This is a genomic window from Phormidesmis sp. 146-12 (assembly GCF_052939495.1).
Genome location: NZ_JBJPHS010000031.1, coordinates 35,695 through 62,604 on the forward strand (window position 1 = coordinate 35,695; position 26,910 = coordinate 62,604).

At 49.6% G+C, this 26,910-nt stretch carries 22 protein-coding genes; 10 read left to right on the plus strand and 12 right to left on the minus strand.

Annotated elements, in window-relative coordinates:
* Positions 1-62 precede the first annotated feature (62 nt).
* Complete coding sequence (locus tag ACKFKF_RS14870) at positions 63-635, plus strand: DUF924 family protein (RefSeq protein WP_446868387.1); 573 nt, start codon at positions 63-65, stop codon at positions 633-635.
* A gap of 18 nt (positions 636-653) precedes the next feature.
* Positions 654-1,850, plus strand: a complete 1,197-nt coding sequence (locus ACKFKF_RS14875; protein ID WP_446868388.1) for an alpha/beta hydrolase — start codon at positions 654-656, stop codon at positions 1,848-1,850.
* Positions 1,851-2,100: 250 nt separating this feature from the next.
* On the opposite strand, the gene ACKFKF_RS14880 is transcribed toward ACKFKF_RS14875, so the two are convergent.
* The 3 genes from ACKFKF_RS14880 to ACKFKF_RS14890 all read right to left on the minus strand — a co-directional run bounded on the left by ACKFKF_RS14880 (position 2,101) and on the right by ACKFKF_RS14890 (position 5,341).
* Positions 2,101-2,790, minus strand: coding sequence for a cation diffusion facilitator family transporter (locus ACKFKF_RS14880; RefSeq protein ID WP_446868389.1), 690 nt, complete (start codon positions 2,788-2,790; stop codon positions 2,101-2,103).
* Between the two features lie 93 nt (positions 2,791-2,883).
* Positions 2,884-3,324, minus strand: a complete 441-nt coding sequence (gene cynS, locus ACKFKF_RS14885; RefSeq protein WP_446862167.1) for a cyanase — start codon at positions 3,322-3,324, stop codon at positions 2,884-2,886.
* 127 nt (positions 3,325-3,451) lie between these two features.
* Positions 3,452-5,341 carry a lipoxygenase family protein gene (locus ACKFKF_RS14890; RefSeq protein WP_446868390.1) on the minus strand — a complete coding sequence of 630 codons (1,890 nt, stop codon included), beginning with the start codon at positions 5,339-5,341 and terminating at the stop codon, positions 3,452-3,454.
* A 723-nt stretch (positions 5,342-6,064) separates the two neighbouring features.
* On the opposite strand from ACKFKF_RS14890, the gene ACKFKF_RS14895 reads away from it, so the two are divergent.
* From ACKFKF_RS14895 to ACKFKF_RS14905, 3 genes are all read left to right on the plus strand, one after another.
* Entirely contained in the window at positions 6,065-6,736 is a 672-nt protein-coding gene (locus tag ACKFKF_RS14895; RefSeq protein ID WP_446868391.1) for a hypothetical protein, read from the plus strand.
* A gap of 167 nt (positions 6,737-6,903) precedes the next feature.
* Positions 6,904-7,053, plus strand: coding sequence for a hypothetical protein (locus ACKFKF_RS14900; RefSeq protein WP_446868392.1), 150 nt, complete (start codon positions 6,904-6,906; stop codon positions 7,051-7,053).
* 423 nt (positions 7,054-7,476) lie between these two features.
* On the plus strand, positions 7,477-9,078 hold the full coding sequence (locus ACKFKF_RS14905) for a TAXI family TRAP transporter solute-binding subunit (RefSeq protein ID WP_446857104.1): 1,602 nt from the start codon (positions 7,477-7,479) through the stop codon (positions 9,076-9,078).
* Positions 9,079-9,367: 289 nt separating this feature from the next.
* Here the strand turns inward: ACKFKF_RS14905 and ACKFKF_RS14910 are convergent, their stop codons facing one another.
* The 4 genes from ACKFKF_RS14910 to ACKFKF_RS14925 all read right to left on the minus strand — a co-directional run bounded on the left by ACKFKF_RS14910 (position 9,368) and on the right by ACKFKF_RS14925 (position 11,990).
* The gene (locus ACKFKF_RS14910) at positions 9,368-10,204 is read right to left on the minus strand and encodes a TPM domain-containing protein (RefSeq protein ID WP_446868393.1); all 837 of its coding nucleotides are present in this window, start codon (positions 10,202-10,204) and stop codon (positions 9,368-9,370) included.
* A 177-nt stretch (positions 10,205-10,381) separates the two neighbouring features.
* A complete protein-coding gene (locus tag ACKFKF_RS14915) occupies positions 10,382-11,032 on the minus strand; it encodes a DUF948 domain-containing protein (protein ID WP_446868394.1) in 651 nt (216 codons plus the stop codon).
* Positions 11,033-11,035: 3 nt separating this feature from the next.
* Positions 11,036-11,383 carry a YtxH domain-containing protein gene (locus tag ACKFKF_RS14920; RefSeq protein WP_446857101.1) on the minus strand — a complete coding sequence of 116 codons (348 nt, stop codon included), beginning with the start codon at positions 11,381-11,383 and terminating at the stop codon, positions 11,036-11,038.
* Positions 11,384-11,600: 217 nt separating this feature from the next.
* Positions 11,601-11,990, minus strand: coding sequence for a hypothetical protein (locus ACKFKF_RS14925; RefSeq protein WP_446868395.1), 390 nt, complete (start codon positions 11,988-11,990; stop codon positions 11,601-11,603).
* Between the two features lie 270 nt (positions 11,991-12,260).
* Here ACKFKF_RS14925 and ACKFKF_RS14930 point away from each other — a divergent pair, with 270 nt between their 5' ends.
* The 3 genes from ACKFKF_RS14930 to ACKFKF_RS14940 all read left to right on the plus strand — a co-directional run bounded on the left by ACKFKF_RS14930 (position 12,261) and on the right by ACKFKF_RS14940 (position 15,547).
* Positions 12,261-14,507 carry an S-layer homology domain-containing protein gene (locus ACKFKF_RS14930; protein WP_446868396.1) on the plus strand — a complete coding sequence of 749 codons (2,247 nt, stop codon included), beginning with the start codon at positions 12,261-12,263 and terminating at the stop codon, positions 14,505-14,507.
* Between the two features lie 166 nt (positions 14,508-14,673).
* A complete protein-coding gene (psb28, locus tag ACKFKF_RS14935) occupies positions 14,674-15,009 on the plus strand; it encodes a photosystem II reaction center protein Psb28 (RefSeq protein ID WP_446857098.1) in 336 nt (111 codons plus the stop codon).
* A 10-nt stretch (positions 15,010-15,019) separates the two neighbouring features.
* Complete coding sequence (locus ACKFKF_RS14940; RefSeq protein ID WP_446868397.1) at positions 15,020-15,547, plus strand: MogA/MoaB family molybdenum cofactor biosynthesis protein; 528 nt, start codon at positions 15,020-15,022, stop codon at positions 15,545-15,547.
* 261 nt (positions 15,548-15,808) lie between these two features.
* Here the strand turns inward: ACKFKF_RS14940 and ctpB are convergent, their stop codons facing one another.
* Positions 15,809-17,113 (minus strand): carboxyl-terminal processing protease CtpB, encoded by a 1,305-nt coding sequence (gene ctpB / locus ACKFKF_RS14945; protein ID WP_446868398.1) that lies wholly within the window; start codon positions 17,111-17,113, stop codon positions 15,809-15,811.
* 413 nt (positions 17,114-17,526) lie between these two features.
* On the opposite strand from ctpB, the gene ACKFKF_RS14950 reads away from it, so the two are divergent.
* Positions 17,527-18,360 (plus strand): hypothetical protein, encoded by an 834-nt coding sequence (locus ACKFKF_RS14950; protein ID WP_446868399.1) that lies wholly within the window; start codon positions 17,527-17,529, stop codon positions 18,358-18,360.
* 999 nt (positions 18,361-19,359) lie between these two features.
* Here the strand turns inward: ACKFKF_RS14950 and ACKFKF_RS14955 are convergent.
* Together ACKFKF_RS14955 and ACKFKF_RS14960 are read right to left on the minus strand one after the other, a co-directional pair.
* Positions 19,360-20,220: a fructosamine kinase family protein gene (locus tag ACKFKF_RS14955; RefSeq protein ID WP_446868400.1), complete on the minus strand. Its 861-nt coding sequence runs from the start codon at positions 20,218-20,220 to the stop codon at positions 19,360-19,362.
* Positions 20,221-20,228: 8 nt separating this feature from the next.
* A complete protein-coding gene (locus tag ACKFKF_RS14960; RefSeq protein ID WP_446868401.1) occupies positions 20,229-21,515 on the minus strand; it encodes a M16 family metallopeptidase in 1,287 nt (428 codons plus the stop codon).
* A gap of 116 nt (positions 21,516-21,631) precedes the next feature.
* Here ACKFKF_RS14960 and crtD point away from each other — a divergent pair, with 116 nt between their 5' ends.
* Positions 21,632-23,206: a C-3',4' desaturase CrtD gene (gene crtD, locus ACKFKF_RS14965; protein WP_446868402.1), complete on the plus strand. Its 1,575-nt coding sequence runs from the start codon at positions 21,632-21,634 to the stop codon at positions 23,204-23,206.
* A 207-nt stretch (positions 23,207-23,413) separates the two neighbouring features.
* Here the strand turns inward: crtD and tkt are convergent, their stop codons facing one another.
* Both tkt and fabF read right to left on the minus strand, forming a co-directional pair.
* Entirely contained in the window at positions 23,414-25,420 is a 2,007-nt protein-coding gene (tkt, locus tag ACKFKF_RS14970; protein WP_446868403.1) for a transketolase, read from the minus strand.
* Positions 25,421-25,737: 317 nt separating this feature from the next.
* Positions 25,738-26,910: beta-ketoacyl-ACP synthase II (gene fabF, locus ACKFKF_RS14975; protein ID WP_446868404.1), on the minus strand; the 1,173-nt coding region annotated here is incomplete at its 5' end.

Here is a 26,910-nt window from a genome sequence, read left to right on the forward strand (position 1 = left end):
TTTAGACGGCATTTCTATTATTTTTTCCGAAAATGGTGAAGTAGTGTTTGATGTCTCTAACGATGTCTCAGATTGAAGCAATTCTAAACTTCTGGTTCGGTGAGATTGCTGAGGATGGGCAATTTAACTATCGGAAAGAATGGTTCATCAAAAATCCGGAGTTTGATGAGCAGGTGAAACCGTTCCAATCAACTTACGAGCAAGCCGCTCAGGGTCAACTTGACACCTGGTTAGAGTCGCCCCAAGGCTGTTTAGCGCTGGTTTTATTATTGGATCAGGTTCCGCGCAATCTGTTTCGAGGTCAGCCAAAATCTTTTGCAACCGATGCCAAAGCGTTATCTGTTACGCAGACGGCCCTCTCGCAAGGATTTGACCAAGCACTTCCCCCAGTTCAGCGATTTTTCCTGTACATGCCCCTCGAACACAGCGAAGATCTAGAGCATCAACATCAGTCTGTGTCTCTATTTCACCAATTTGTTGATGATCCAGTATTGCGAGATACCTATGATTATGCGATTCGTCATCGAGATGTGATTGAGCGTTTTGGGCGATTTCCTCACCGCAATCAGATTCTCGATCGCCCTTCAACTCCCCAAGAAGTTGAGTTTCTCAAGCAGCCAGGGTCATCTTTCTAAATTATCCAACTGATTACTATGACATCTCAATCCATTGCCCCCAACGCAGACCAGATTGCCAAGACTAAGCAAGCGATCGACCGCTACGTTCAGAGCCTTGATGCCAACCCCGATCGCCGAGTGGGTGCTTATCCTTACTATCTACTTCACGAGCCAGGAAAACCGATTCGCGGGACGGTGATGATTTTTCACGGCTTCAGCGCAAAACCTCATCAGATGTGGCGACTGGCGGATTATCTCTTCAAAAATGGCTTCAATGTCTACCAACCCTCGATCGCGGGACATCCGTTAATTAATCCCGATCGCAACTGGTGTCAGGTCGATCTCAAGCCAGAGTACGCCGTCCCTCTTAAGCAAAAGGTTCAGCAAGATCCCGTTCTCAAGAAATATTTTGATAACATCGCCAACAATTCCAGCAGTTTTACGCGCCCCAATAAATTGCAGCAGATGGCGTTGATGGCTCGATTGTTGCTGCTAGAGCCAAATTTGATGGATATTATGCAGTCGATCGCGCTGCCCGATGATCCCGACTTTGACAAATATTATGTGTCTTCTCATCGTCGATATTTGACAGACGCACAGGCACGATTGACCGAATTGGACGCAATGCCAGGGAATGTTTACACGGTCGGTTTATCAGTTGGGGGGGCCGTCGCATTAGGGTTGGCTGCTTCTCGCCCCGATCGCATCAAGCAGACCGTTGCCTACGCCCCGTTGCTCAAAATTTACGGCGAAGAACGCAGACAGTACATCAATCTAGCTGGGCCGTTGGATATCAGTGAATCAGGCTGGGACGCTAATTTGCGCTTTCCGGTGGGAGCGCTGACAGCAGCCGATCGCTTTGGCAGCAGTGTGGTTTTGAGTCATCAGAGTGTGCGCGCTCTTCGAGGTACCCGCGAGGGGTCGCTGCAAAATGTTCCAACCTTTCTGGTGCTAACTGAGAACGAAGATGCTGCTGACATTGACACCAACAAGGATTTCTATCAAAAAATCGGCGGTGAAGACAATGGCAATGCCTTCTATCTCTACCCACCCGATGCCTTGGTGCCGCACCCAATGGTTGACCCAACTGAGGTGAGTCAGAATATGAGCAACCGTTTTTGGCAGAGTCTCTATCAAGAAACCTTCCGCTTTTTGACAACAGGAAAGGTGGATGTGAACAACATGAGCAACTTAGAGCAAAACGCAGACCTCCCGACTGTCCCGGCGGCATAGGAATTTAATGAAGCTGGCAGCGGAGGTGATTGATTTGAATTCGCTCCGTTGCCACTGTTTAACGTCAGTTCGATGAGAGTGACTCACTTCGTTTCAATCGGCTTCAGCCCCCTAAATCCCCCAATTCTGGGGGACTTTGAACGAGAGATCTTGTCCAAAAGTCCCCCAGAATTGGGGGGTTGGGGGGCTGAAGTGCTGAATAACGGAGCGGAAAAACTCCATCGAATTTACGTCTGTTTACAGTTTCAACTTACAGTTTCAATCTCATAGAAGCTTGTTGCAGCAGTTTCCAGCTTTGGGTGATCAGCGGAATGGCAGACAGCAAAATTAGGAACGCGATCGCTAAACTAATTGCCCCATCCGCCCAGTTCCAGTGCCACAGCGTTACCGCGATCGCCGCCAAGATGACTCCGATCGCCCCCAGCGCATCCGCTACGACATGTAGAAAAGCGGCCCGCAGATTCAAATCGTGGTCACTGCCTTGATGTAGAAGTGCAATGTTGAATCCGTTGACAACCAGTCCGACGATCGCGGTGATCAACATCGGCTGACTCGCAATCTCGACTGAGGGAATTTGTAACCGATTAAGAGACTCCCAACCGATCAGCAGAGCGACGACGACCAAACCGATGCCATTGATCAACGCGGCCCAAGTCTCGATCGAGCGATCTTCAACGAGAGAAATTTCACCTTCTCCGAGCCAACCCCATTTGGGCGGAGACTGAGCAATCCGAGTCGCCAACAGCGCCAGCAGCAGCGCAAAACAGTCTGAAACGAGGTGTCCCGATTCTGCAACCAGCGCCAAACTGTGGCTTGAATGCCCAACGGCTAACTCTACACCCGCAAAACTGCCGACAAGCAGCAGGGCGATCGCCAGTTGTTTTTGTTTGGTTTGAGAATTGGCGGTGTGACAATCACAGTTTTCAGAATGTTGATGCATGTGCAAAGAGAAACGTTTATAGCTTGAAGACCGTTGGCAGGCGAGGCCGGTTCCAGTCTTCATTAAACCCTGTTCTCTCGCCATCGCGCCCAGCTACCACTTTTTGTAAGGAAGAAACTTGCCGTTCATGGTGATCACGACTCGATCGCCCTTTGGGTCAGCTTCTTTTTCGATATTCAGCGTGAAGTCGATCGCGCTCATGATTCCGTCGCCAAACTTCTCGTGAATCACTTCCTTGATGGGCATCCCATAGACCTGCATGATTTCGTAGAAGCGGTAGATTAGGGGGTCGGTGGGCACGACTGGCCCCAATCCTTTAACGGAGGAAGCGGTTAATTCTGATACCAGGTCGAGGCTGAGTCCTAGTGCGGTGAGTAGTTTTGTCGCTTCGTCTTCAGAGGCACTGGCCTGACGGTAAAACAGTGCAGCAATCCAGACCTCATCGCGTCCGATCGTCGTTTCTAGATCGCTAAAACTCAACCCTTTCGCTTTTTTAGCCGCCAGCAGTTTCTCAGTGATGTCTGAAATCGTCATGGAAAAATTCCTACCACTCAGGTTATTTCGGCTTCAGTTGTAGTCGAGGATAGCGCTGTGAATTGTAGTCAAAGTTACAAAGATAGGAGGCGAAAGAGTTACCATGCCTTTTCCTCCTATCGCCTACTTAAATATTGATGCTGTTGGGAATGCGAGAAGGGAGCAGATAAGGATAATCAGCGCCAAATTTACTCAGACGCTGATGATTGCGAGTTGAGATTTCCTGCTCGATCGCCTGCAACTCTGTTTGAAACTGGTGCAAAATTTTCACGTCACCCAAATCGGCAAACTCCATTACATCCGAGTTTCCTAAACGGCTGTAGAGCACTCCACTCAGGGCAAACGTCAGTTCCATTTGACCCAATTCTTGCTCAGGCGGCGGCAATAGTTGCTTGAGAGAAGCGGGAACATCCGGCTGAGTGTAGGCAGCCAGCGGCGCATTGGGAACGTAGCCAAAGTAATCAAACTGGCTAAAATTGACCGCAGCATGTTGGGCACTACAGGTAAAAATCACCTGAGTCGCGACGGCGATCGCCTGCTGCAATGTCTTAATCTCCCCCGGATTTTGGCTCGTCGGAAACCCTGGCACTCTGGGAAAATCGGGTAGTTCTTCAATTGACAACCCAACCTGAGCGGCAATGTCTTGAGGAATCCAACCTGGTGCTTGGGCAAATTCATCTTTGGAGCGAGTATTCAACGGTGCCCCCAATTCTGCTGCCCAGTTTTGGAGGTAAAGATCCTGCTGAACGGCTCGATCGTCCTCGTAATATCGGTTTAGATAAGTCGTCACGTAACGCTCGATCGCTTCCCACAATAGCCGCGCATCATCTCGATAGGGATATTCTGGTAAAAATTCTGACTCGACTCCGCGATCGCTCAGATCTTGAGGATAAGCATAGGACTCAAAAGAACGTTCTCGATAGGCGCGATTCATCAACGACAGCGAAGCCCCACGAGTCGGAGCCATCAGCTTATCAATGGCCGCCCCTTCTCCAAGCAAAATAGCATTGCCCCGCGTGTTGATCGCCAACAAAAATCGAAAGTGAGGTTTCAACAAGCGAGAAAATGGATGATTGGCGGGTAGCTGGCGTGGAGTAGCGATCGCAAAAGCCTCCATTGCCAAATGCGTAAAACACAGATGCGTCAACAACTCATGCTGCGTAATGTCAGCAACCTGAACATAAAGCTTCGATCGCATCCACTCATCCGCATCCCCCGGCGCTGTAATTTTGCCCCCAGTTTCTAACTGAATCAGCAACGGCTCCAACCCCTGAGATCCCTGGTAAAAAAGCGCTTTTGGACTTCCCACATACCGACCCACCTGCAAATCAGCGGGAGCAAACTGAAGGGCGGGATAATCCAGTACAAACAACCGATTTTGACCAGCAACCTGTTCGAGGTCTATTGCTTCTCCATCTGACCGAACACAAGACGCTTGCCAACGATGTAGTTCAGCGCGATCCATCACTCGCCGCAGCGACATTGGGTTAGGGCCAGCCAGCCGCTGATACGCAAATTCTTGATCCCTCAATCCGCCGTCTCGATCGTGAATCTCAACCACTTTGGGACGGGGGCGATCGTGCTGTTCGAGGGTTTGATAAAACGTCGATCGCTGAGACCCTGGCAAACTATCTTCGGCCGCCTCTTTTGCCGCTGTGAGGGCTTTTCCCATTTCTCGCCGCAAGCGCACAAAATCGACATTAAACGGTTCATCGGGCGGCAGATTAAAGTTAAATAACCCCGACTGGAAGATCTCAAAATCGACTAATAGCGTCGTCAACTTCGCCCAAGTTTCTTCGAGAGTGCGCGTTCCAGCCTCAAACTGCTCTAAGAGCACGGTCAACGGCTGAGAAAGTTGTCCTTGTTGGACTAAATTGCGCCGCAGCTCAGACAAAATGTACTGCACAGCGCCATCTTGTCCGGCGTGAGGAAAGATACGAGCAGATCCAGCCTCATAAAGCTGAGTTGGGTCGTAGCGATAGTGTCCTTGCTGCTGTTCAGGCGAGATATGGGGCATGGTTGACTCCAGTGAAGATTGGGTCGCAGCGATCGTACCTTAGCTATTTTGAGTTGTACCCACACGTAAACGGGTAGTTTTATGCGATTAACCAAAAATATTGGGCGCGGCGATCGCCAGACAATTTGATCTAATAGAACGTCAGTTCGATGAACGCTTCGCTTTTAGATCCAGGAACGCCCCCTAAATCCCCCACGAGTGAGGGACTTTGAACCAGAATTCCTCTCTGAAAGTCCCCCAAAATTGGGGGGTTGGGGGGCAGAAGCCGTGAACAACGAAGCGAAAAAACTCTCATCGAATTCACGTTAATAGATATCTTCAATGCCTGAAGACCCGCTTCCGCAGCAATTTTTTTTAATCAAATCAGCTTTTCACTAATTAAGCCAGCGCCTAACTACAAGATTCAGCAATATTCAGAGTTCTCACTCAAGAACTTTACTTCGCTATCGGCTAAAAGTAGACATAGAAAACTTTTTGTCAGACGTTTCTGGTTATTGAGCCTTCAGCGTTAGGTGTAATTTATGTCCTCCAGTGGTAGCAGCTACAGCCTTTAATTCAAGGAACCTTTAACTTTCTAACGTTAAGCTCGAAAAGCCAAAAATGGTTGCACTTCTTAACTTAAATAGAGCTTTTGTTCACCTCGATTTGAAGAGTTCACAGCCTGCTGATTTTGCTTAGAGAATTAAACTTCTATGACGTTACGGCGTTTTGCAGGAGCAATTTATGCAGCTTTCACCATTTGCTCAATACTACATTCGCAAACTACTTCGGCAAAATATTGATCGAGCCAATCCTCTTTTGGCAAATGAGACGGAAGATCGTCTTTTATCTGAGTTAGATATTAATCAAACTTTGACTGACCTTTATTTAGAAGACCACAAAATCGCCGCTAAAAAGTGGGAATTAGAAACTTTAACGCAAATTTCTCAAAATCTTGAAAAATCCCACTACGAGCAGGAAAGCTTAATCGAAATCAAACGGCGAATTCTCGATATTTTAGGATTTAGATCAGCAGCGATCGTGCCTTCTAAGTTGCCGCTTATTGTTCAAGAAAAACTTGTGCCATCTTTTCGCTTTTATCGAGAAGGAAAAGTCCTGGAAGGAATCAATTTTAGGCATGAATTTTATGGATTAGTCAAAGAGTTTGAAACTACTCAAAGACTACGAACCTATCAGCTTGCATGGGCGCTGTCAGAGAAAAACATTCCAATGATTTTAACGACCGCTGATGCACGACTGGGGATTTGGATTCGGCTACGATCGCCTGCCTACTCAGCATGGCTTGATCAAGCTGCAATTCTCCCAAATCTTGTCTTACTTCTCCACTCTGCCCTTCATCGATTCAAACAAGTTTTTACTCGTCCAACTAACTCAATAGATAGAACTAACCATTGACTAGTTTTTGAGCGACGGGGTTACACGACAACATTAATAGAATATTATTAACAGAATATTAATAGTTAGTAATGAATTAACAAACAATTAATTCTCATTCTATAGTCTTATCATGTCCGGCTCAACCAGGGGCGCATTATGACGATCGCCGAGCAGCTAGACAAGACATGACGCTACATATCTATGGCACCCTCGGACAATCGCGATTTGACTTCATGTGGGATCTGCTGATTCGCAAAGCCCATGCTTACATTGTGCTGGTGCCTGCCCAACGTCCCGAAGCGTTTCGTCAAGCTCGTCAGATTCTAGCTTTATGAATCAGCGCGTCACGGTGCCTTTGCTGATTGGAGTCACGCACCTAGACTGCGAATCTGCCTGGTCGCTAGAGGACGTAGCCCTGTCAATTTGGGGAGCTGATGCGCCAGATCGCCGCTGTCAATGCCAATGACAAAGCCTCTGTGACTCAAGCCCTGATTGCTCTGGTCGAGCATTCCCTCGAATCTTCGCTGGTGGAATAGGACGCATACGACTTCATGGAAAAACCGTAATTTGCTTCTGCTTTCATCAATGTCAACATTCTTGATAGAGCATTCGATACAACGCTTGGTTAGAGGCGCTAAAATCCTCATATCAATCTTGGAACTGTCGATCGCGACTCAGCAAAGTCCAATCATTCAAGTTGCTGAAAAGTACAAGTTGTCGGCCTCTACACTCGACAAAAATTGTTTGTCAGCATCCTAGTGAATTTGTATCGTGAGCCTGTCTATCGTCCCATGCAAAAACAATATTTGCGATCGCTGCGCGCAGCTTTCTGGCAACGCTTACCGCTTCATCTCGTTTGTGGAGTCATGTTGCTGGGAGTTGGAAGTTGTAATCGACCACCCGATCGCGTCACGGTTTCTAGTGGCACCGCTAATGGCTATTACAGTCGGTTAGCCGCCCAAATTGGTGACTCGGCTGACAATAGCGTGGGCATGAATGTTCAAAATCTCAGTTCTCAAGGGTCACGAGAAAATCTACAGCGACTGCTCGATCGCCAGGTTGATTTTGCGCTAGTGCAGTTAGATGTCGTCAGCGATGCCATGAAGCAAGGAAAAGTGCAGGCGATCGCCACCCTGGCCAATGAAGATATTCATCTGATCGTTAAAGATGCTCGACTGCGATCGCTCTCTGATTTGCAGGGCAAACGAGTCGGGATGGGGTCAAAGGGCAGTGGAATTCGGTTTACAGCAGATCAATTGGTCAAGGCGATCGGGCTAAAGGTGCGTGCAGATGACTCCAATTTTGACCAACTGTTTGAGAGACTGTCAGGGGGGCAGGTGGAGGCTGCGATTTATGTGGGCAGTGTGGGAGCCAGCGATAAAGTTCGTGAGCAGTTTTTGACCCATCCCCAGCTACGGCTGATTCCCCTTCAGCCAGAAGTTATTAACTATCTAACGACTCGCGATCCAGGTTCTTATCAAGCCGCAACGATCCCGATTGGCACCTATAGCGCCCGTCCTGCCATCCCAGCAAAAAGTATCCCGACCCTCTCAACTGCAACAGTTTTAGTGACTCGTCCCGATGTCAGCCATCGATCGGTTGGGCTGCTTACCTGGTCAATTTTGTCTACGTCTCGAAAGTTTTCACAATTTTATCCAGATTTACAGGCTGGAGAAGCGCGATCGCTCTTACAAAAAGGGCTGTTTTACATTCACCCAGCGGCCCAAAATGTTTACGAGCAGGGCGATCCGCGAGATGCCTGGATTCGGTACTGGGAAAACAACAGTGATCTTCAGGCTGGGTTAATGATCTTAATCGGAACGAGCAGTGCGGGGGTGTTTTTGCAGAAATGGCGGCACGATCGCTCCAAAAAGCTAGTCACGACCACCGTCAAGCGAATTAGTGAACTGAGACACCTGCTGCCCCTCGACGCTCAACCAGCCCTAGACGGCATCGAAGAACTCAGCCAGGAGCATCGCTTACTCTTCATCGAAGGCACCATTACATCAGACACCTATGAGCAAGTTCGTCAAAAAACACAAACCTTTGCAGATCAATGCCGCACCCTATTAGAGCAACAGCGCAAACGATTTGTTTTGGACACCCTACTGTTACTCGACGATTGGCAGGCATCGCTACAACTTGACCCTCAAGCTGCCTTACAAAAACTCACTCAGATCAAACAGCAGTACCGCGAAATGTTGATCGCCGATCAGGTCGATATCCAGGCCTACATCGAACTCATGGAGCTAACCTTCATTTCAGTCATGACCCTTGCTCCACGCGATGGAGCCTCAAAATCAAACGGAGGTTGGACGCTTCCTGAGCAGTTACCTGTTAAACCTGAAGCTGAAAGGTAGAAATTAACTTTGTTGCTGATCAAACACTAGAAGAAAGCTAACTTCTTGCTCAAAGCACAAATTTAGCTTGAGAGGCTCTTCTCTAACCCGTAAAATCACTAGATCGTGTGATAGTCAAACCCAGTCAAATTTGGTTAGATAAAGACAGACTTGCTTCGGAGCGTTTTTCGGCAGCCTTCACAGGCTGTTTTTTTTGGGGCAAAGTGTATACAGTATACACTTTTGTAAAAGAATCGCACTCCGTTGAAAGGAGAGCAGACACGCGATCGCTCCCCACCCCAACAACACGTTAAGTTTCAGACGTGGACGATTGATTAAAGCCAGGAGTCAAGTATCCGACGAGGGCCCCGATCGCAAATCCTGAAACGTTACGAAATAGCGGTAGCCATTCAGAAGTGCGGGTCACGACCGGGCCGACCCCAAACGCCAGAAACAAGATTCCCCAGAGTGGCGAGAAGATAAGCGCCCACTGCCAGGCAAAAATTTGTCCTTCTTTGCGAGGATGTCCAGCAAATCCGCAAATTACGCCACCGACGATCGAGGTCACCAACGTCAAAATCCACTGTTCTTGAGGCAAACCTGGTACAACGCTGCATCCGCCCTGCTTTAGACAATACTTCACCGCATCCAACGCTTGAATAATCGCCTGATCTTCACCATTTTCTCGGACAAAAAACTGATTGCCAAAACGAGTCTGTAGCTCGATCCAAAACGTTCTCGATAAGAGCGGGTAAAACGCATCGCCCACGCTGAAATTGAGAATGTTGCCGCCCCGCTGATCGACCACCATCATCAGACTTTTCTCATTTAGCCCCCAATAGTCTTTGACCGCTGTCCCAGGGGTGCGATCGAACTGAGTCAATACCCGAATCTTCCAGCCTGTTTCCGCTTCAAATTTGGACAAATCCTCAGAAAGCGCCTCTTCTTGAACTGCGGTCAGCGACTTGGCCAGGTCAATAACATTAGTGGGCTTATCAGGCAGCAGGTCGGGGTTGTTGTAAGCGTGGGCGGCAGGAGCGATTGTCCAGATCGACAGCGCCAAAACAAAGGCAGTAATTGCTTTCAAAAGGCGATCGTTCAAAAAATATTGCATTGACGGCTGAAGGGGTGGGGTGGAAGGAGACATAGAGGAGTTGACCGATACAGAAAAAATGGGAGGTGATAAAGCCTACTTTTCTTTACATTAGTTAACTCTAATCTAATATTAGAAGCCTTCTCAAAACTCAGTCAATTTGCTCAAAAAGTTTTCTTAACAAAAAAGCACCCTGATGGATGCTGAAGTCAACTTAATTTTGAACGTGAACTAGCGATCGACCTCACCGCGCGTCGTTGGCTTATTATCCTTGCGTTGTCTAGCTTCTTTAGAGACTCGGAGGCGATCGTTTCCAATTCGAGACTGACCGTTTTCTAGCTCGTGGGTTTGAGAAACTTGGTCAGGAGTCTCATCGGAGCGATCGCTCGACTCAGTTAGATTCTCAGAATAAGAAACATAATCGGAAGCGTGAGCGGTTGGACTGCGCCTGGAATCTCCCGAATCGACAGAAGTGCGGTTTGTCGAAGGTAACCGATTAGTTCGCGATTTGGCAGAGGATTGATTTAAGGTTCGCCACGCGGCCTTTACGCCCGCAAATACACTGCGCGTCGTAACCTGAGCCTTCTGAACCTGCTGTTTTGCGCTGGTGACGCTTTGATCCACCTGCTTAACGACCTGCCCAGCGCTTTGCACCCCTTGGCTCATATCGTCAGTCAGTTCTGTAATTTCTAGCCCAGTTAAACGAATGGCTTCGAGCGTGGGAGGAAGCTCGCGGTTGAGGGTGTCAAACAGTTTTTCGGCACTGCGAGCGGCTCTTGCTAACTCGCGAAAAGCAGGCACAGCCGCCATTAGGACGGCAGTCAGACTCACTGCGACCAGCAAAATCGATAATCCTAACCAAAAAATGGGGTTAATCACCATTGCCTACAACAAACGATCGCGCACAGGTTTTGAGTCTGATGGGGAGTCAACATCATTACGGGTAAGTTGCTGCTCTCGCTGAGTCGCTTCCACCCCGGCTGAGATGGCCTCACGAAGCCGAACTAGCGTGCCATCCCAGTTTCTTAGGGCAGTTTCTGAGAGTCGATCGGCTTGAAGCTGTACTGTGGTCGATAAGTCTTCAGCAAGTTCGGGGAGGGCATCGGCTGATTTTTTCAACAGTTGTCGAGTTTCTCGCCCGGTACGAGGTGCGATCAAGAGTCCCGCGATCGTTCCGAAGGCGGCTCCGATGATCATTCCTCCTAAGAAGGCTCCAGAGCGATTGTTTGACATAGTTCTCGGTTAACTCAGCACAAGCGATTGAGGACAATTTTAATTTTTAATCAAGTACAAATTTAATTTTCAATTGTTTTCTTTATTTTGCCAAAATTTCACCCTATGCCCTCAAACATTGGGCAGATCTCCTGGATAAACCTTTAAATTTGTCGCTTCTCGGTGCCAAACCCTGCCAAGTAGACTGCTGCAAACTAAAAGTACACTTGTCTGAAGGCTATCTACGGTTTGCCGCGTTTTTGTTGAGTCGCGAAAGAGGCAGACGGCGCGACCCCTGGTGGGTAACTCGAAGCGACCCCTCGCGGGTAACTCGAAGAGATCGTCGATTTAAAACGCTGCTCCCCAGACTCAGAAGGGCGAGTGCTTGCCGAGCTTGCTGAAATTTGGGTTCTAATTGCTGATAGCTTTGGCGAAGTTGACGACTGCCCATCTGACCTTTGAGAATCGCTTCGGGCGCACCTGACAAAACCTTGTGCGTGCTAAGTTCTGCTGCAATCAGCGCATCTGCCGCCTTTGACAAGGCCAGTCTAAGTTTCCATACGCGCCACGCTGTATAAAAGCAACCGATCGCCAAAAGCACATTGATCACCACCACAGTCACCAGCATTGCTTACCTCATCGCGTAATGGTTCACCGCCCAAGTTAACGACGATCATAGCCGCGAGTTTGAGATTGAGAGTCAGCAGCGAGAAAGAGTTTTGAGCTTTGAATTCTCTAATTCACGACCCTTCACGAAAAGAAACGCGCAGCGCGATCGACCCTGGCTATCATGAAATGCTTCGCAACACTTCCTGGAATCGTCTCGCGTAGGGCTGTTGCCTACAAAGAATCTCAGAAAAATTCCCGTCCTCCCTTACTGATTTAGCCCTTTAAGATTATGGTTCAGTCTACTGCCCCGATGATTTTTGTAAACCCCAATAGCGGCAATGATAGTGCAGCCGGAAGCCAAGCGGCACCCCTTAAAACGATCGCTCGTGCGCTTCAACAGGCAAAATCAGGCACGACCATTCAGCTTGCGCCCGGCACCTACACCACTGCCAACGGCGAAACCTTTCCGCTCACCATTCCCTCCGGGGTGACTGTCATTGGCAACGAATCGAACAAAGGCAGCGGCATTCAGATTACGGGAAGTGGCTCCTATTTGAGTCCCACGTTTGCCAAACAAAATGTGACCTTCTTGCTGCAAAACAACGCTCAACTGCGAGGCGTAACCGTGACGAATGCGGACGATCGTGGCACTGGAGCTTGGATCGAGTCAACGGCTCCTACAATCGCCAACTGCACCTTTGTCAACTGCAAGCGAGAAGGCGTTTTTGCGACGGGCACCTCAAATCCAGCCGTTCTGGACTGCGTGTTTAACCAAAATGCGGCCAACGGCATCTCGATCGTGCGGGACACCAAAGGAGAATTTCGGCGCAACGTTTGTCAGAATACAGGATTTGGCATGGCGATCGGCGACAATGCAGCCCCCTTACTCACCGACAATCGCATTTTTGAGAATCGAGCAGGCATCGTATTGTCTCGATCGGCTCGTCCCGTGATGCGTGGCAATACTGTAGAACGCAACCGAGAAACTGGATTGGTGGCGCTAGAGAAATCCCTTCCCGATTTAGGCAGCAGTCAAGATCCGGGAGGCAACATCATTCGGGACAACGGCGAGTTTGATCTACAAAATTCTACAAATCCACCCATTACGATCGCCTCAGTCGGTAATCAACTCAATCCAACTAAAATACAGGGGCCGATCGACCTGATCGCTAGTGATATCCCCACTCCTACTCCCACGCCGACTCCAGTTCCTACCCCAACTCCTACACCGACTCCTACACCGACCCCGACCCCAACTCCAACTCCTACACCGACTCCAATTCCCACACCGACTCCAGTTCCTACACCCACCCCGACTCCAATCCCGATTCCCGTCCCAACTCCCACCCCGACTCCCACTCCCACGCCTAGTGGACTGAGCGACGTTCGAGGACATTGGGCAGAGTCCTTTATTCAAGCATTGGTGAGCAGAGGATTAATTAGTGGCTTTCCCGACGGCACCTTTAAGCCAGAAGCTCCGCTAACTCGTGCCCAATATGCGACCATTATTGCCAAAGCTTACGATCTACCGCTCAAGCAAGCCGCCACCAACTTTTCAGACGTTTCGCGGGGCTTTTGGGCATTTGACGGCATCACCAAGGCCAATCGAATGGGCTTTATTGCAGGCTTTCCCGACGGCACTTTTCGCCCTGGTCAAAACTTAACTCGCGTGCAGGCGTTTGTTTCACTCGTCAATGGTTTGGGGCTGACCGGAGGAACGCCAAGCACTGTAGCAGCCTATGCCGATCGCGCCCAGATTCCCAGTTACGCCGTCAATCCGATCGCAGCCGCGACTCAAAAACGTATGGTGGTCAACTATCCCACCGTTTCTCAACTCAAACCGATGCAGGAGATGACTCGCGCAGAAGTGGCAGCCGTCGTGTATCAATCTCTGGTGGCAACCAATAAAGCCCCTGCGATCGCCTCCGCCTTTATCATTGACCCCGATGCCTCAGTCGCCACCTTTACCGATATGACTCAGCACTGGGCTAAAGAGTTTGTTTTGGGACTGTCCAATCAAAACTTTATTAGCGGCTTTGCCGATGGCACCTTCAAACCTGACACCCCCATGACTCGCGCCCAATACGCTGCGCTGCTCTCCAAAGCCTTTAACCCTGCGCCCCGACGAGCCGCGATTAGTTTCTCAGACGTTCCGGCGGACTTTTGGGCAAAGCCAATGATCGAACAAGCCTATCGCGCAGGATTCATTTCGGGCTTTCCTGACGGCACCTTTAAGCCCAATCAAAATGTAACTCGGCTTCAGATGGCACTGTCACTGGTGAGCGGATTCAACATTCCTCCGGGAGATGTGAGCGTCTTAAATTCTTACGACGATCGCGCCTCAATTCCTCAGCCCTTTCAAGACAAAGTTGCGGCGGCGACTCAGGAGAAAATCATCGTCAACTTCCCCAACGTGCGCCAGTTTAGTCCCAATCGAGATGCGACGAGAGCCGAAGTGTCTGCAATGGTTTACCAAACGCTTGCGAGAGACGGACGGGTCGCTTCGCTAAATTCCCCTTACATTGTCAACGCTTAGGAATTTGATGCTCAAAGAGTTCTGAGTTAGCCAACTTCTTTTTACTTCGTCTGGATGGACTAAAAAGGATGTTTAGTTTAAAGCTCAGAACTCTTTTCAGGCTTTGTGGAACGATCCCTAAGATGGGAGAATAAGGTTTACCTAATCACATCGCGATCGTAAAGCTATGGTTCAAATTCAATTTTCTAGAGGCGTTGATGAAGACGTAGTTCCTGATGTCCGCCTGACTCGCTCCAAAGATGGCACCAACGGAACGGCGACCTTTTACTTTGACAAGCCCAGAGCCTTAGATAACTCTAGCACCGATGACATCACGGGCATGTACATGATCGACGAAGAAGGCGAACTGACCACTCGTGAAGTCAAAGCCAAATTTGTCAACGGCAAGCCCGAAGCGCTAGAAGCCCTCTACATCATGAAGTCTGTAGGAGAGTGGGAGCGGTTTATGCGATTTATGGAGCGCTACGCTCAACAAAACGAGTTGGGCTTCCAAAAATCCTAGCTTGTCACTCATGACCCATTCTCCTCATCCTGACACTCCCGGTGTGGCGGTCGGCTGTGCTGTCATTACCGTGAGTGATACTCGAACTCCAGAAACCGATCGCAGTGGTCAACTCATTCAGCAGCTTCTTTTAAAAGCTGGACATCGAATTGGGCACTACACGCTGGTCAGAGATGAACCTGATCAGATTCGATCGCAACTCAGCGCGTTGAGCGATCGGTCTGACTTAGAAGCACTCATCTTCAATGGCGGCACGGGCATTGCTCCAAGAGACACCACCTATGATGCGATCGAGCAACTCCTCGAAAAAACGCTGCCAGGATTTGGAGAAATCTTTCGATTCTTGAGTTATCAGGAAATCGGATCGCGGGCCATTGGATCACGAGCGATCGCCGGAGCTTACCGAGGCAAGCTGATTTTTTCAATCCCCGGCTCTTCAAACGCCGTCAAACTCGCCCTCGAAAAGCTAATCTTGCCAGAACTGGTGCATTTAGTTAGCCAGCTACAGCTTCCTACTAATCCAACCTCAATTGGGTGAAAAGTTTTCTCACTTCTTTTCTCACTTCGGTGTTGAGGTCTCTCGCCCACTAGTTTCTAGTTCTACGTGAATTCGTTGAAAGGGTTCACTTCGGTTATAAATCCGGCCTGCCCTCTTTCAACACCGGAGCGAAAAAGCTTTGTCGAATTCACGTTAATTCTAGTGGTTCTAACCCCTCCAGGCATTGAGAGCATTTGACCCTAAACGCAAAAGAACGCCAGGACATATAAGACATCCCAGCGTTCTTTTGAGCATCAACGCCTATCTCGCGTTTACGCTCTGTTGTGAAGAGCTTGGCTTGAGAGCCGTTTGTTCTAAGACAGACAACGCACGCGCATATTGAGGATCTTGCTTGGTGCCAATCAGTTTAGGATTGGTTGCTAGATATTGCCGTTGAGCATCGGTCAGATCAATCTTGACATCTGGCGTAATGCCTTTGTGACTAATATCAGTGCCGTTGGGCGTGTAATAGTGGGCGATCGTCACCGCCAATCCTGACCCATCTGAGAGAGAATGCACCGACTGTACCAGCGCTTTTCCAAAGGTTTGACTACCCACTACGGTCGCCCGTCTGTTGTCTTTGAGCGCGCCCGTTAGAATTTCGCTAGAACTGGCCGAGTTGCCGTCCACCAAGACCACTAATGGCAGCTTGGTCAAAGCAGTCCGATTTGCCGCCATTTCGTCACTGCCACCCTTACGATCGACCGTCCGCACGATCGCGCCTTTGTCGAGCCACATACGGCTAATCTCAATACTTGCTTGCAGCAGTCCGCCCGGATTTCCCCGCAGATCTAGCACAAACCCCTCGACCTTTTGAGCCGACAGATCTTGAATCGCTCGCTGCATTTGCTCAGAAGCATGGCTGCTAAACTCATTGAGACGAATATAGCCAACCCGATTCTTGCCTTCTTGACGCAGCCCATATCGCACAGTTTGTAGCTCGATTCTGGCTCTCGTCAACGGCATATCAAAGTCGCCAGATCCAGTGCGTCCGATTTTGAGCGTCACTTTGGTGCCCACTTCGCCTCGAATCAGATTAGAAGCGTCTTCAACACTCATGCCTTTGGTGGGTTTGCCATTGATCGCCGTGATGCGATCGCCCGACTTAACCCCCGCCCGAATCGCCGGAGAATTTTCTAGCGGCTCAACCACCGTCAAAACCTTAGTCTTCTCATCTAGCTCCAGACGAATTCCTACTCCAGAGAGTTCTCCAGACGTTTGATTGCTCAAAGCTTCATACTGCTTAGGATCCATGAAGCGCGTGTAGGGGTCATCCAATTGCTTGAGGGCGGTTCGCAGGGCTTCGTAAGCTTCTTGTCTCGATGTATAGTTTTTGTTCAACAGGCGTTGGCGAACAGCTTTCCAATCGTTTTTGTTGAACGTACCATCGACATATTCGCGATTGACGATTTGCCAGGCCTCGTCGATCACTGTTTTGGGGCTGTCTTGCAGAGCGGCACGAACGGCCCGTCCAGGGCCAAACAGCGTCAGGGTCGCCGTCGCAGCAACGAAACCACTGCATAGGGCAACTTGGAGAAGCGGGAAGCGCCTTGTGGATCGATTCATCGAGTTGTTGTGGGAGTAGGTGGATAGCGTCGAAAGCGAGAAGACATCCGTAGCGAGACTCAAGAAATTTCGGTGACTTAAAGTAACAAGTAGAGTCTTAGCCGATCGTAATCTTTTTCTCCAGGGGTAGAAGCATCACTCAACTACGGACAAGTTAGCTTTAGAGTACACAGGAGACTCCTGAGAGCCGCAATCTTGGTAGGACAGTTGCTCAAGTGGCTCTAAATGCTGAAACTCCTCCACACTAAACGCGGTTTGTGAACGCTGGATGCAATCTCTATGACAATCTAACTGAATCTATGGAAAATATCCTGACGTTGAATGCAGAGTTTTATTAAGTTTTTTGACTTTTCGACCAGGATCAGAGGCAGTATGAAGTCAAGGGCCCCGTTTGAGGTGAGGGCAAATTCTTTATGCAGGTGAGCGCAAAACAATCTTCAAGACGCTGGTTATCGGTGCTGGTGCACTGTGGAATCGTGGGAGCGGCCTTAGCGGGAATTGTCTGGATGCAGCGATCACAGCTAAATCGCAGTTCTCTCTGGACAACCGATCCACAGCAGGCAGAACGACAAGAAGCGTTGCGGTTAGATTTGCTGAAAAAAACGCCCTCTTTTGGCTTTGACAATATGATTGCCAACTGGACGTTTCTCAACTTTTTGCAATACTTTGGCGACAATGAAGCCCGCGATAAGACTGGCTATTCATTGAGTCCCCAGTATTTTGACCTGATCACTCGACGAGATCCCCGTTTTGTCGATATCTATTTATTTCTATCGGGTACGCTGTCTTATCAATTGGGCAAACCACAGTTGAGTGTGGAGTATCTGCGACGGGGCACAGAAGTGCTGTCTCCTCAGATCCACCCCAGATCTTATACTTTATGGCAATATCAGGCCCTGGATCAATTGCTGCTGTTGGGAGACATTCCAGGGGCAATCTATTCATCAGAACAGGCGGCTAAATGGGCGGCCGCGACCCCTGGCTATGAGATGATTGCTTCCAATTTTCAAAGAAGGGCAGATTTCTTGAGAACAGAGCCAGACAGCAAGCTAATCCGGTTTCAATCCTGGGGGACTGTGTTTGATCAGGCGCAAAGAACGGGCGATCGCAAGACGCAGGAACGAGCCAAACAAGAAATTTTAGCGCTAGGAGGCGTGGAGCGAGTTGCCCCCGATGGACGGCTCTTCTTCACGTTGGACATTCCACCCAAGAAAGCGAATCCGTCTAAACCAGCTTTGCCAAAGTGAATTGCGGTGTCCAAAAGGCTGAAGGTTAGGCGATGCGTGCCAAGTTGCTGAGTCAAATATTCCCAGGTGCACATGGAATTTTAGCTGAATCCGATGTTGTTTAAGAAGTCAGAATTCCAAGAAATCGAGGATCTGATTAGAAGACAGTTTTGGATGTCACATGAGATTTAGTTTGGGCGATCGTGAGTCGATTTTGTACTCCAACTTGTGAGCAGATTTCGTCGCTTGATTCCGTAAATTCAAAGGTTTAGCAGCAACAAGGATCTGGTTTTGAGCGTCAGGGAAATCTAAGCTAACAGGCTGTAGGGTTTTATCCCTTTGCTATCACAAGTCTCCACTGGTCTAAGACACAGCTTGAAGTCTGGGTCAAAATCTCCCCGCGCAGGTGATCGCACAAGCTCGATTTAGCCGCTTCAATTAACGTCAGTTCGATGAACGCTTCAGATCCAGGAACGCCCCCTAAATCTTCCACGAGTGAGGGACTTTGAACCAGAATTCCTCTCTGAAAGTCCCCCAAAATTGGCAGCTTGGGGAGCAAAAGCCGTGAACAACGAAGCGGAAAAACTCTCATCGAATTCACGTTCAATTAACAGTAAAGAGATTATTCTCTACGAGTTTCTTACTCCTCATGATTAGGAATTAGGAAAAATGATAAAAAATCAAGACGTTTTTAGGCTAGGTGTTCAGTTTTTGTTTAGCTCGATCGTGCTTCTGTTCTGCATGTACAAGTTGGCAACTTCGGCCGATAATCAGCCTAGCAATGCCCTTTATTGGAGTGGGATTACAGGGATTTTGGCTTACTGGATGCCATCACCTGGAACGAGGAAAGACGAAAGCTTCTCGATGAGCGCTAACAAAGTCAATATTGAGAAAGCTGAAACAACGGTGATGACAAGTTCTGATTCCCAAAATGATTCAGCGAATCTCCTACCCTCGTTAGAGCCTTCAAAAGGAAAGATTTTCAACAGAAACTAAGTACTTTCTGAGCTACTTTCTGATTTACAAAAGCGATCGCATTATCTGGTTTGCTTGAGATTCATAACCGCCTCCAAACAAATTGAAATGATTTAGAACATGGTAGAGGTTATAGAGAGTTTTGCGCTGTTTGTAGCTGTCTGATAACGGCCAGATCTGGTGATAGCCCTGATAAAATTCATTGGGAAAACCGCCAAATAACTCTGTCATTGCAATATCAACTTCACGATCGCCCCAATAAGTTGCTGGGTCAAAAATGACAGGATCTCCAGACTGCGTAACGGCTGCATTGCCTGACCACAAATCTCCGTGAACGAGAGAAGGCTGAGGATGGTGATTTGCTAAAAGCTCTGGAACGGTATCAAGTAAGCGATCGCTTTGAGGAAATTTTCCGCCTCGTTGTTTGGCAAGCTGTAGCTGATAGCCAATTCGATGCTGGGTAAAAAAGGTTGTCCAATTAGATGTCCAGGGATTGAGTTGGAGCGTGGCTCCGATCGTATTATTTTGCTCCCAACCAAAGGCTGTGGACTTTGTAAATTGATGCAGTTTCGCCAATTCACAACCCATTTTTTGCCAAGATTCACGATTGCCGCGATCGAGTTCTAACCACTCCAAAACGATGTAAGCATGATCGGATGAAACGCCATAACAAATCGGCTTGGGAACTGAAATTGTGTTGGTTGCTGACAGTTCGCTGAGTCCCAGTGCCTCTGCTTCAAACATGGCAAATTGACTGACGCGATTTAATTTCACGAAAAAAGATTGCGATCCATTCGTGACTTTGTAGCCTTGATTGATGCAGCCATCGCTGACCGAAGTACGATCGCTAATTTCAAATGGTTGAGCGATCGCTTCAGAAATCTTTTGCTCAATTTGCTTCCACATAAAGCGATTTACGCTGGTTTGACCACCACAAATCCATAAGCCTCGGTCGGTAAATATTTTTGAGCGGCAGTTTGAATGTCAGAAATAGTGAGCGATTGAATGTAATTAGTGTAGTTAAAGGCAGGTTCTAAATCACCGAGTTGGGATTGATAATAGCCGTACAATCCAGAGCGATCGCTGGGCGTTTCATTCCCAAAAATAAAGTGATTAGCCACCTGAGTACAGACTCGTGAAAGCTCTGAATCGGTAACGGAATCTGTCTGTAAAGTTTGAATGTGCTGTACGATCGCGGCTTCTACTTTTTCGACATTCTCAACAGGCAACTGAGCCGAAATGCAGAAGATTCCTTGGTGCCGATAAGTCATATTGCTGGCAGAAATACTCGACACCAGCCCTTGTTCTTCTCGCAAATCTTTGACCAATCGGGCAGTGCGTCCATGTCCCAAAATGCTCGATAGCACATCTAACTCATAGGTCTCGTGCAGATTGGTCAACCCAGGAACGCGCCAAATTATCATCAAACGCGCTTGTTGAAGGGTGCGATCGACAAATTCGCGACGGATGACTTCGGTGAATAGAGTTTCGGGGGCGTGAGGTGTGGGGCGTGAGGCGTGAGGCGTAGAAATGGGTTTGAGTTGGTTAAAGCTGTCTTCGACGATTTGGATGAGGCGATCGACTGGGAGATTGCCCACAGCTACGGCAGTCATCGATTTGGGCTGATACCACTGGTTGTGAAAGTCTCGCATTTGTTGAGCGGCGAGCGTTTCGATCACAGAAGCAGGGCCGAGCACTTGACGACGATATGGAAGTTGATCGAAGGCTAAATCAGTTGTGTGCTGAAAAATGCGGCGGCGAGTATTGTCTTCCGATCGCCGAATTTCTTCTAACACCACAGATCTTTCTCGCTCAAATCCGTCATCCGGAATGCTGGCGTTGAGGACAACATCCATTTGTAAGGGGGCCAGGTCTGCAAAATCTTTGGGAGCCGTGGTGATGTAGTAGTGCGTGTAGTCCTGACTGGTGGCGGCATTGGTAACTGCCCCTCGTTCTTCGATCAGTTGCTCAAATTCCCCACTTTTTAGCTGATTAGTGCCCTTAAAGACCATGTGTTCTAGAAAGTGCGCCATGCCGTTGATTTCGTCAGACTCGACTGCGGAACCTACATTGAGCCACAGATTAAGATTGACGGCATCGACGGGAAGCTGCTCGGCAACGATCGTCAATCCGCTGGGCAGATGGCGAATCGTCGGTGCATTAAGTTTTGAGGAAGGAGCCTTAACGAGAATTGAAGTCATAATTTGCCCACTGATGGCCGCTTAACTCATCTTAATCTTCTTAAAGTTGCGATTGGTATCCGTCGGGGTAGAAATCGCTAGAAATTTGAGGGAAACAAAGATGAGAACGATAGAATATGAGTAGAAGTATTAAGAAATATGAAGGAAGCGCGATGGTTAGAGAGCAGCGGAGTGATTCTCAGTCGAACGATCGAGTCGTCGTTATCGGTGCCGGGATCGGGGGATTGACCGCAGCAGCCTTGTTAGCTCATCGCGGGCATTCTGTATTGGTGCTAGATCAGGCGTTGGTTCCGGGCGGATGTGCTTCAACCTTTAAGCGGCAGGGCTTTACGTTTGATGTGGGCGCAACTCAGGTTGCCGGATTAGAGCCGGGGGGCATTCATCACCGCATTTTCTCTGAGCTAGAAATTGATCTTCCGCAAGCTACGCCCTGCGATCCAGCTTGTGCGGTGTATCTGCCGGGAGAAACGGAGCCGATTAGTGTTTGGCGTAATCCTGAAAAATGGCAGGCAGAACGCCAGCGTCAGTTTCCTCAAAGCGAACCCTTTTGGCAAATGTTGGCGGATTTGTTTCGCTACAGTTGGGCGTTTCAGATGCGCGATCCGGTTTTGCCACCCCGCAACGTCTGGGATTTGTGGCAACTAACGAAAGCCGTTCGACCTGATACGTTGATGACGCTGCCGCACACTTTCTCAACGGTCGGCGATGCACTGCGGGGATATGGATTAGGTGACAACCAGCGCCTCAGAACCTTCCTCGATCTGCAACTCAAACTCTATTCTCAAGTCACCGCCGAAGAAACCGCCTTACTCTACGCTGCTACCGCACTGGGCGTTTCTCAAGAGCCACACGGATTGTTTCACCTTCAGGGCAGTATGCAGGTGTTGAGCGATCGCCTCCTCTCCGCTCTAGAGCGCGATAGTGGAAAGCTTCTGATGCGTCACACAGTTGAGAAAATTCACACCAAATTTGGCAAGACAACAGGCGTGACGATTCGCAATCAGAAAACGGGTGAGATCTGGACGGAGCAAGCCGATCAGGTCGTCGCCAACGTCACCGTTCAGAATCTGATGGAGCTATTGGACGATGCCCCCAAAGGTTATCAGCGTCGAGTTGAGAAACTGCCACCTTCATCCGGTGCGTTTGTGATTTATCTGGGAGTCGATCAGGCTGCGATTCCTAAAAACTGTCCGCCGCATCTGCAATTTCTGTATGACTACGAAGGGGCGATCTCTTCGAGTTACCCGCAAGGGGTCGGCGAAAACAATTCCCTTTTTGTCTCGGTTAGTCATCCGGGAGACGGGCGCGCCCCTGATGGCAAAGCGACGATTATTGCGTCTTCCTTTACCGACCCAGCCGCCTGGTGGCAGTGTGAGGACTATTCTGAGATGAAGCAGAAATATACGGAGGAAGCGATCGATCGGCTCAGTCAGTTCTTTGATCTAAAGGGCACGATTGTTTACCAGGAAGCCGCCACTCCTCGGACGTTCCAGCACTACACAGGACGCGATCAAGGGGTCGTCGGTGGGATCGGTCAGCGCGTCCCGACTTTTGGCCCGTTTGGATTTGCTAATCGCACTCCAGTCAAACAGCTTTGGCTAGTAGGTGACTCTACCCATCCCGGAGAAGGTACAGCGGGAGTCAGTTATTCGGCGCTAACCGTTGTGAGACAGATTGAAGCCAGAAGTTGATCGGCCTCTGTAGCTTCAAAATTCGGCGTTGCTGAATCAGGGGATGAATTGCCCCAAAGCGGCGGGAAACTCAAGGTTCAAAGTTCCCCAGAATTGGGGGATTTAGGGGGCTGCCCGGATGAGTCACCATAGCGAAAGATTCCGTCGAATTCACGTTAAAAAAGCTCCCCGAAGGGAGCCAGTTCAATTACTCAAAGATCAAATCCATTAGCCAAGAATCTTTTTGGCTTCGGCAACGACATTATCGATCGTGTAGCCAAACTTCTCCATCGCCACACCGCCAGGGGCCGACACGCCAAAGCGTTCGATGCTGATCATCGCGCCTTCACTGCCGATGTATTTGTGCCAACCAAAGCTAGAACCCGCTTCTACCACTAGACGTTTTTGATCCGCCTTGGGCAAAATCGCATTTTGGTAATGCTCGTCTTGCTCCTCAAACAGTTCCCAGCAGGGCATTGAGACCACCCGAACTTTGTGACCGTCAGCTCGCAACTTTTCAGCCGCCTGCACACACAGACTGACTTCGCTCCCGGTGCCAATCAAAATGATGTCAGGGAGATCGTCACTGCCAGAGAGAATGTAGGCCCCACGAGCCACGCCTTCGATCGAGCTTCCTTCGAGTTGAGGAAGTGCCTGACGGGTCATCGCCAACAGAGAGGGCTGATTACGGCGCTCGATCGCAATCTTGTAAGCTCCAGACGTTTCGGTGCCATCGGCAGGACGGAAGACCAACAGATTAGGAATCGCCCGCAGCGAAGGAATTGTCTCGACAGGTTGGTGCGTCGGGCCATCTTCACCCAGCGCGACTGAATCGTGAGTCATGACGTAAATCACGCCTGCCTGAGACAACGCCGACAAGCGAATCGCCGCCCGCATATAGTCCGCAAACACCAGGAAGGTTGCACAGTAAGGGATTAGACCCGAACCAGACAAAGCAATCCCGTTACAAATTGCGCCCATGCCATGTTCCCGGACTCCAAATCGCAGGTTGCGCCCTTCATAAGAGCCTTTCTGGAAGTCGGCAAAGCCTTTGAGCAGGGTCAGGTTAGAGTGCGTCAAGTCGGCGGAGCCACCAATCAATTCAGGAATGGCTTGTCCGAGCGCATTCAGTGTCTTCTCAGAAGTTTGGCGAGTCGCAAGGGCCTTGTCTTGAGGGGTGTAAGTGGGCAAAGATTTCTCCCAGCCTTCAGGAAGTTTGCCGCTCAGTTGACGCTCAAATCGAGCAGCCTCTTCGGGATACTTGGATTTGTAAGCTGCGAGCGTTTCGTTCCAGTCGGACTCATATTGGGCACCGCGATCGACCGCTTTGCGCCAGTGGTTTAGGGCATCTTCAGGAACGACAAAAGGCTCATACTCCCAGCCCAAATTCGTCCGCGTTGCGGTCACTTCGTCGCCGCCCAGCGCTGCCCCGTGGACACCTGCTGTATTTTGCTTGTTGGGCGACCCGTAGCCGATCGTCGTCCGCACTTTGATCAAAGAAGGCTTGTCGGTGACGGCTTTGGCCGCTTCGATCGCCGCCTTGATCGCATCCAGATCGGTATCGCCATCCGCAACTGCCTGCACATGCCAGCCATATGCTTCAAACCGCTTGCCCACATCTTCGGTAAACGAAACTTCTGTGTCGCCATCAATAGAAATGTGGTTGTCGTCGTACAGAGCAATCAGTTTGCCCAATCCCAAGTGACCTGCCAGCGAGCAAGCCTCACCCGAAACGCCTTCCATGTTGCAGCCGTCGCCCAAAATCACGTAGGTGTAGTGATCGACGATCGTCGCATCAGGCTTGTTAAAGGTGGCAGCCATGTGCGCTTCGGCCATCGCCAACCCAACCCCGTTACAGATCCCTTGACCCAGCGGTCCGGTCGTGACTTCTACCCCAGGCGTTTCAAAATTCTCAGGGTGTCCGGGTGTTTTTGATCCCCACTGCCGAAACTGTTTGATATCGTCGATCGTCACACTGTCGTAACCCGTCAAATAAAGCAGGGCGTACTGCAACATTGAGCCGTGACCCGCAGACAGCACAAAGCGATCGCGGTTGTACCAGTAGGGGTTCTTGGGATTAAACCGCATGAACTTGTCCCACAGCACGAAGGACATCGGAGCGGCACCCATTGGCAGTCCGGGGTGTCCTGATTTGGCTTTTTCAACGCCATCGATCGCCAAAAAGCGAATCGAATTAATGCAAAGTTCTTCGAGGGATTGGGCTGCAACGACCATGATCTTTGTGTAATAAATGACGGTTTGAGCGAGGCTGAACGTTTAGACTGTGAACGCTAGACTTGACTTAAATCAAAGGATTTTGCGACTTCTAGCTTGAACTACCCTTGAGTCTATTGTCTAGCGTCCAATGTCTCAAGTCTTGAGGTTTCAAGTTTTGGGGTTAAGTTTTAGGGTACGAGGCTACAACAAAACCTATGGCGACCTGTCCTTATTATGATAGGAATTAGGCAATCATACCTATCAGTAAAACTTATAAGAGGCCAGCAAATTTGCCAACCTCTTAATGATTTCAGACAAAGGTAGATAACACAAGATTAGGGAACGTATTTTTTGAACGCTAATGTCACGTTATGTCCACCAAATCCAAACGAGTTGGACAGCGCCACATCGACCACCATTTCACGACTTTTGTTAGCGACGTAATCAAGATCACACTCAGGGTCAGGAGTTTCTAAATTGATGGTGGGCGGCACGTTGTCATTTGCGATCGCCATCACCGCTGCCACTCCTTCGATTCCGCCTGATCCGCCCAGCAAGTGACCTGTCATCGACTTGGTAGAACTAACCGCTACCTTGTAGGCGTGGTCACCCAGGGCCCGCTTCATCGCGGCGGTTTCGGTTGAGTCGTTGGCGGGGGTGCTGGTGCCGTGGGCATTGATGTAGCTGACGCGATCGGGGGTCAAGTTTCCATCTTTTAGCGCTAACTGAATCGCCCTCGCGGCCCCTTCTCCACCCGGAACCGGGGAAGTCATGTGGTAGGCATCGCAGGTTGTGCCGTAGCCAACAATTTCTGCGTAGATCTTTGCGCCTCGACTCAGGGCATGTTCCAACTCTTCGAGAATCAGAACGCCGCAGCCTTCACCTAAAACGAACCCATCGCGAGTTTTATCAAACGGACGGCTGGCATGGGCTGGATCGTCGTTGCGAAAGGAGAGCGCTTTACAGGCTGCAAACCCTGCTACGGAGAGAGTCGTTACAGCCGCCTCAGTGCCCCCACAAATCATCGCCTGAGCGTACCCCCGCTGCACAAATCGAAAGGCATCGCCGATCGCATTTGACCCCGCCGCACAGGCCGTCACCGGACAGGAATTGGGCCCCTTTGCGCCTGTATGAATCGCTGTCAACCCCGCCGCCATATTCGCGATCATCATTGGAATCATAAACGGACTACAGCGATCGGGCCCGCGAGTCAGATTAACTTCCTGCTGGTCTTCTAGCACCTTGAGTCCGCCGATTCCTGTGCCAATGATTACGCCAACCTGTTCGGCATTGAGATCATTGATTGTAAAGTTGGCATCTTTGAGCGCTTGCTTGCTGGCTGACACCGCAAATTGAGCAAACCGATCCATGCGCTTGGCTTCTTTGCGATCCATATAGTCGTGGGGGTCAAATCCTTTGACTTCGCCTGCAAAGCGACAAGCGTGACGAGCCGCATCAAACAGGGTAATCGGCGCGATGCCGTTGCGTCCACTCAGCAGCCCGTCCCA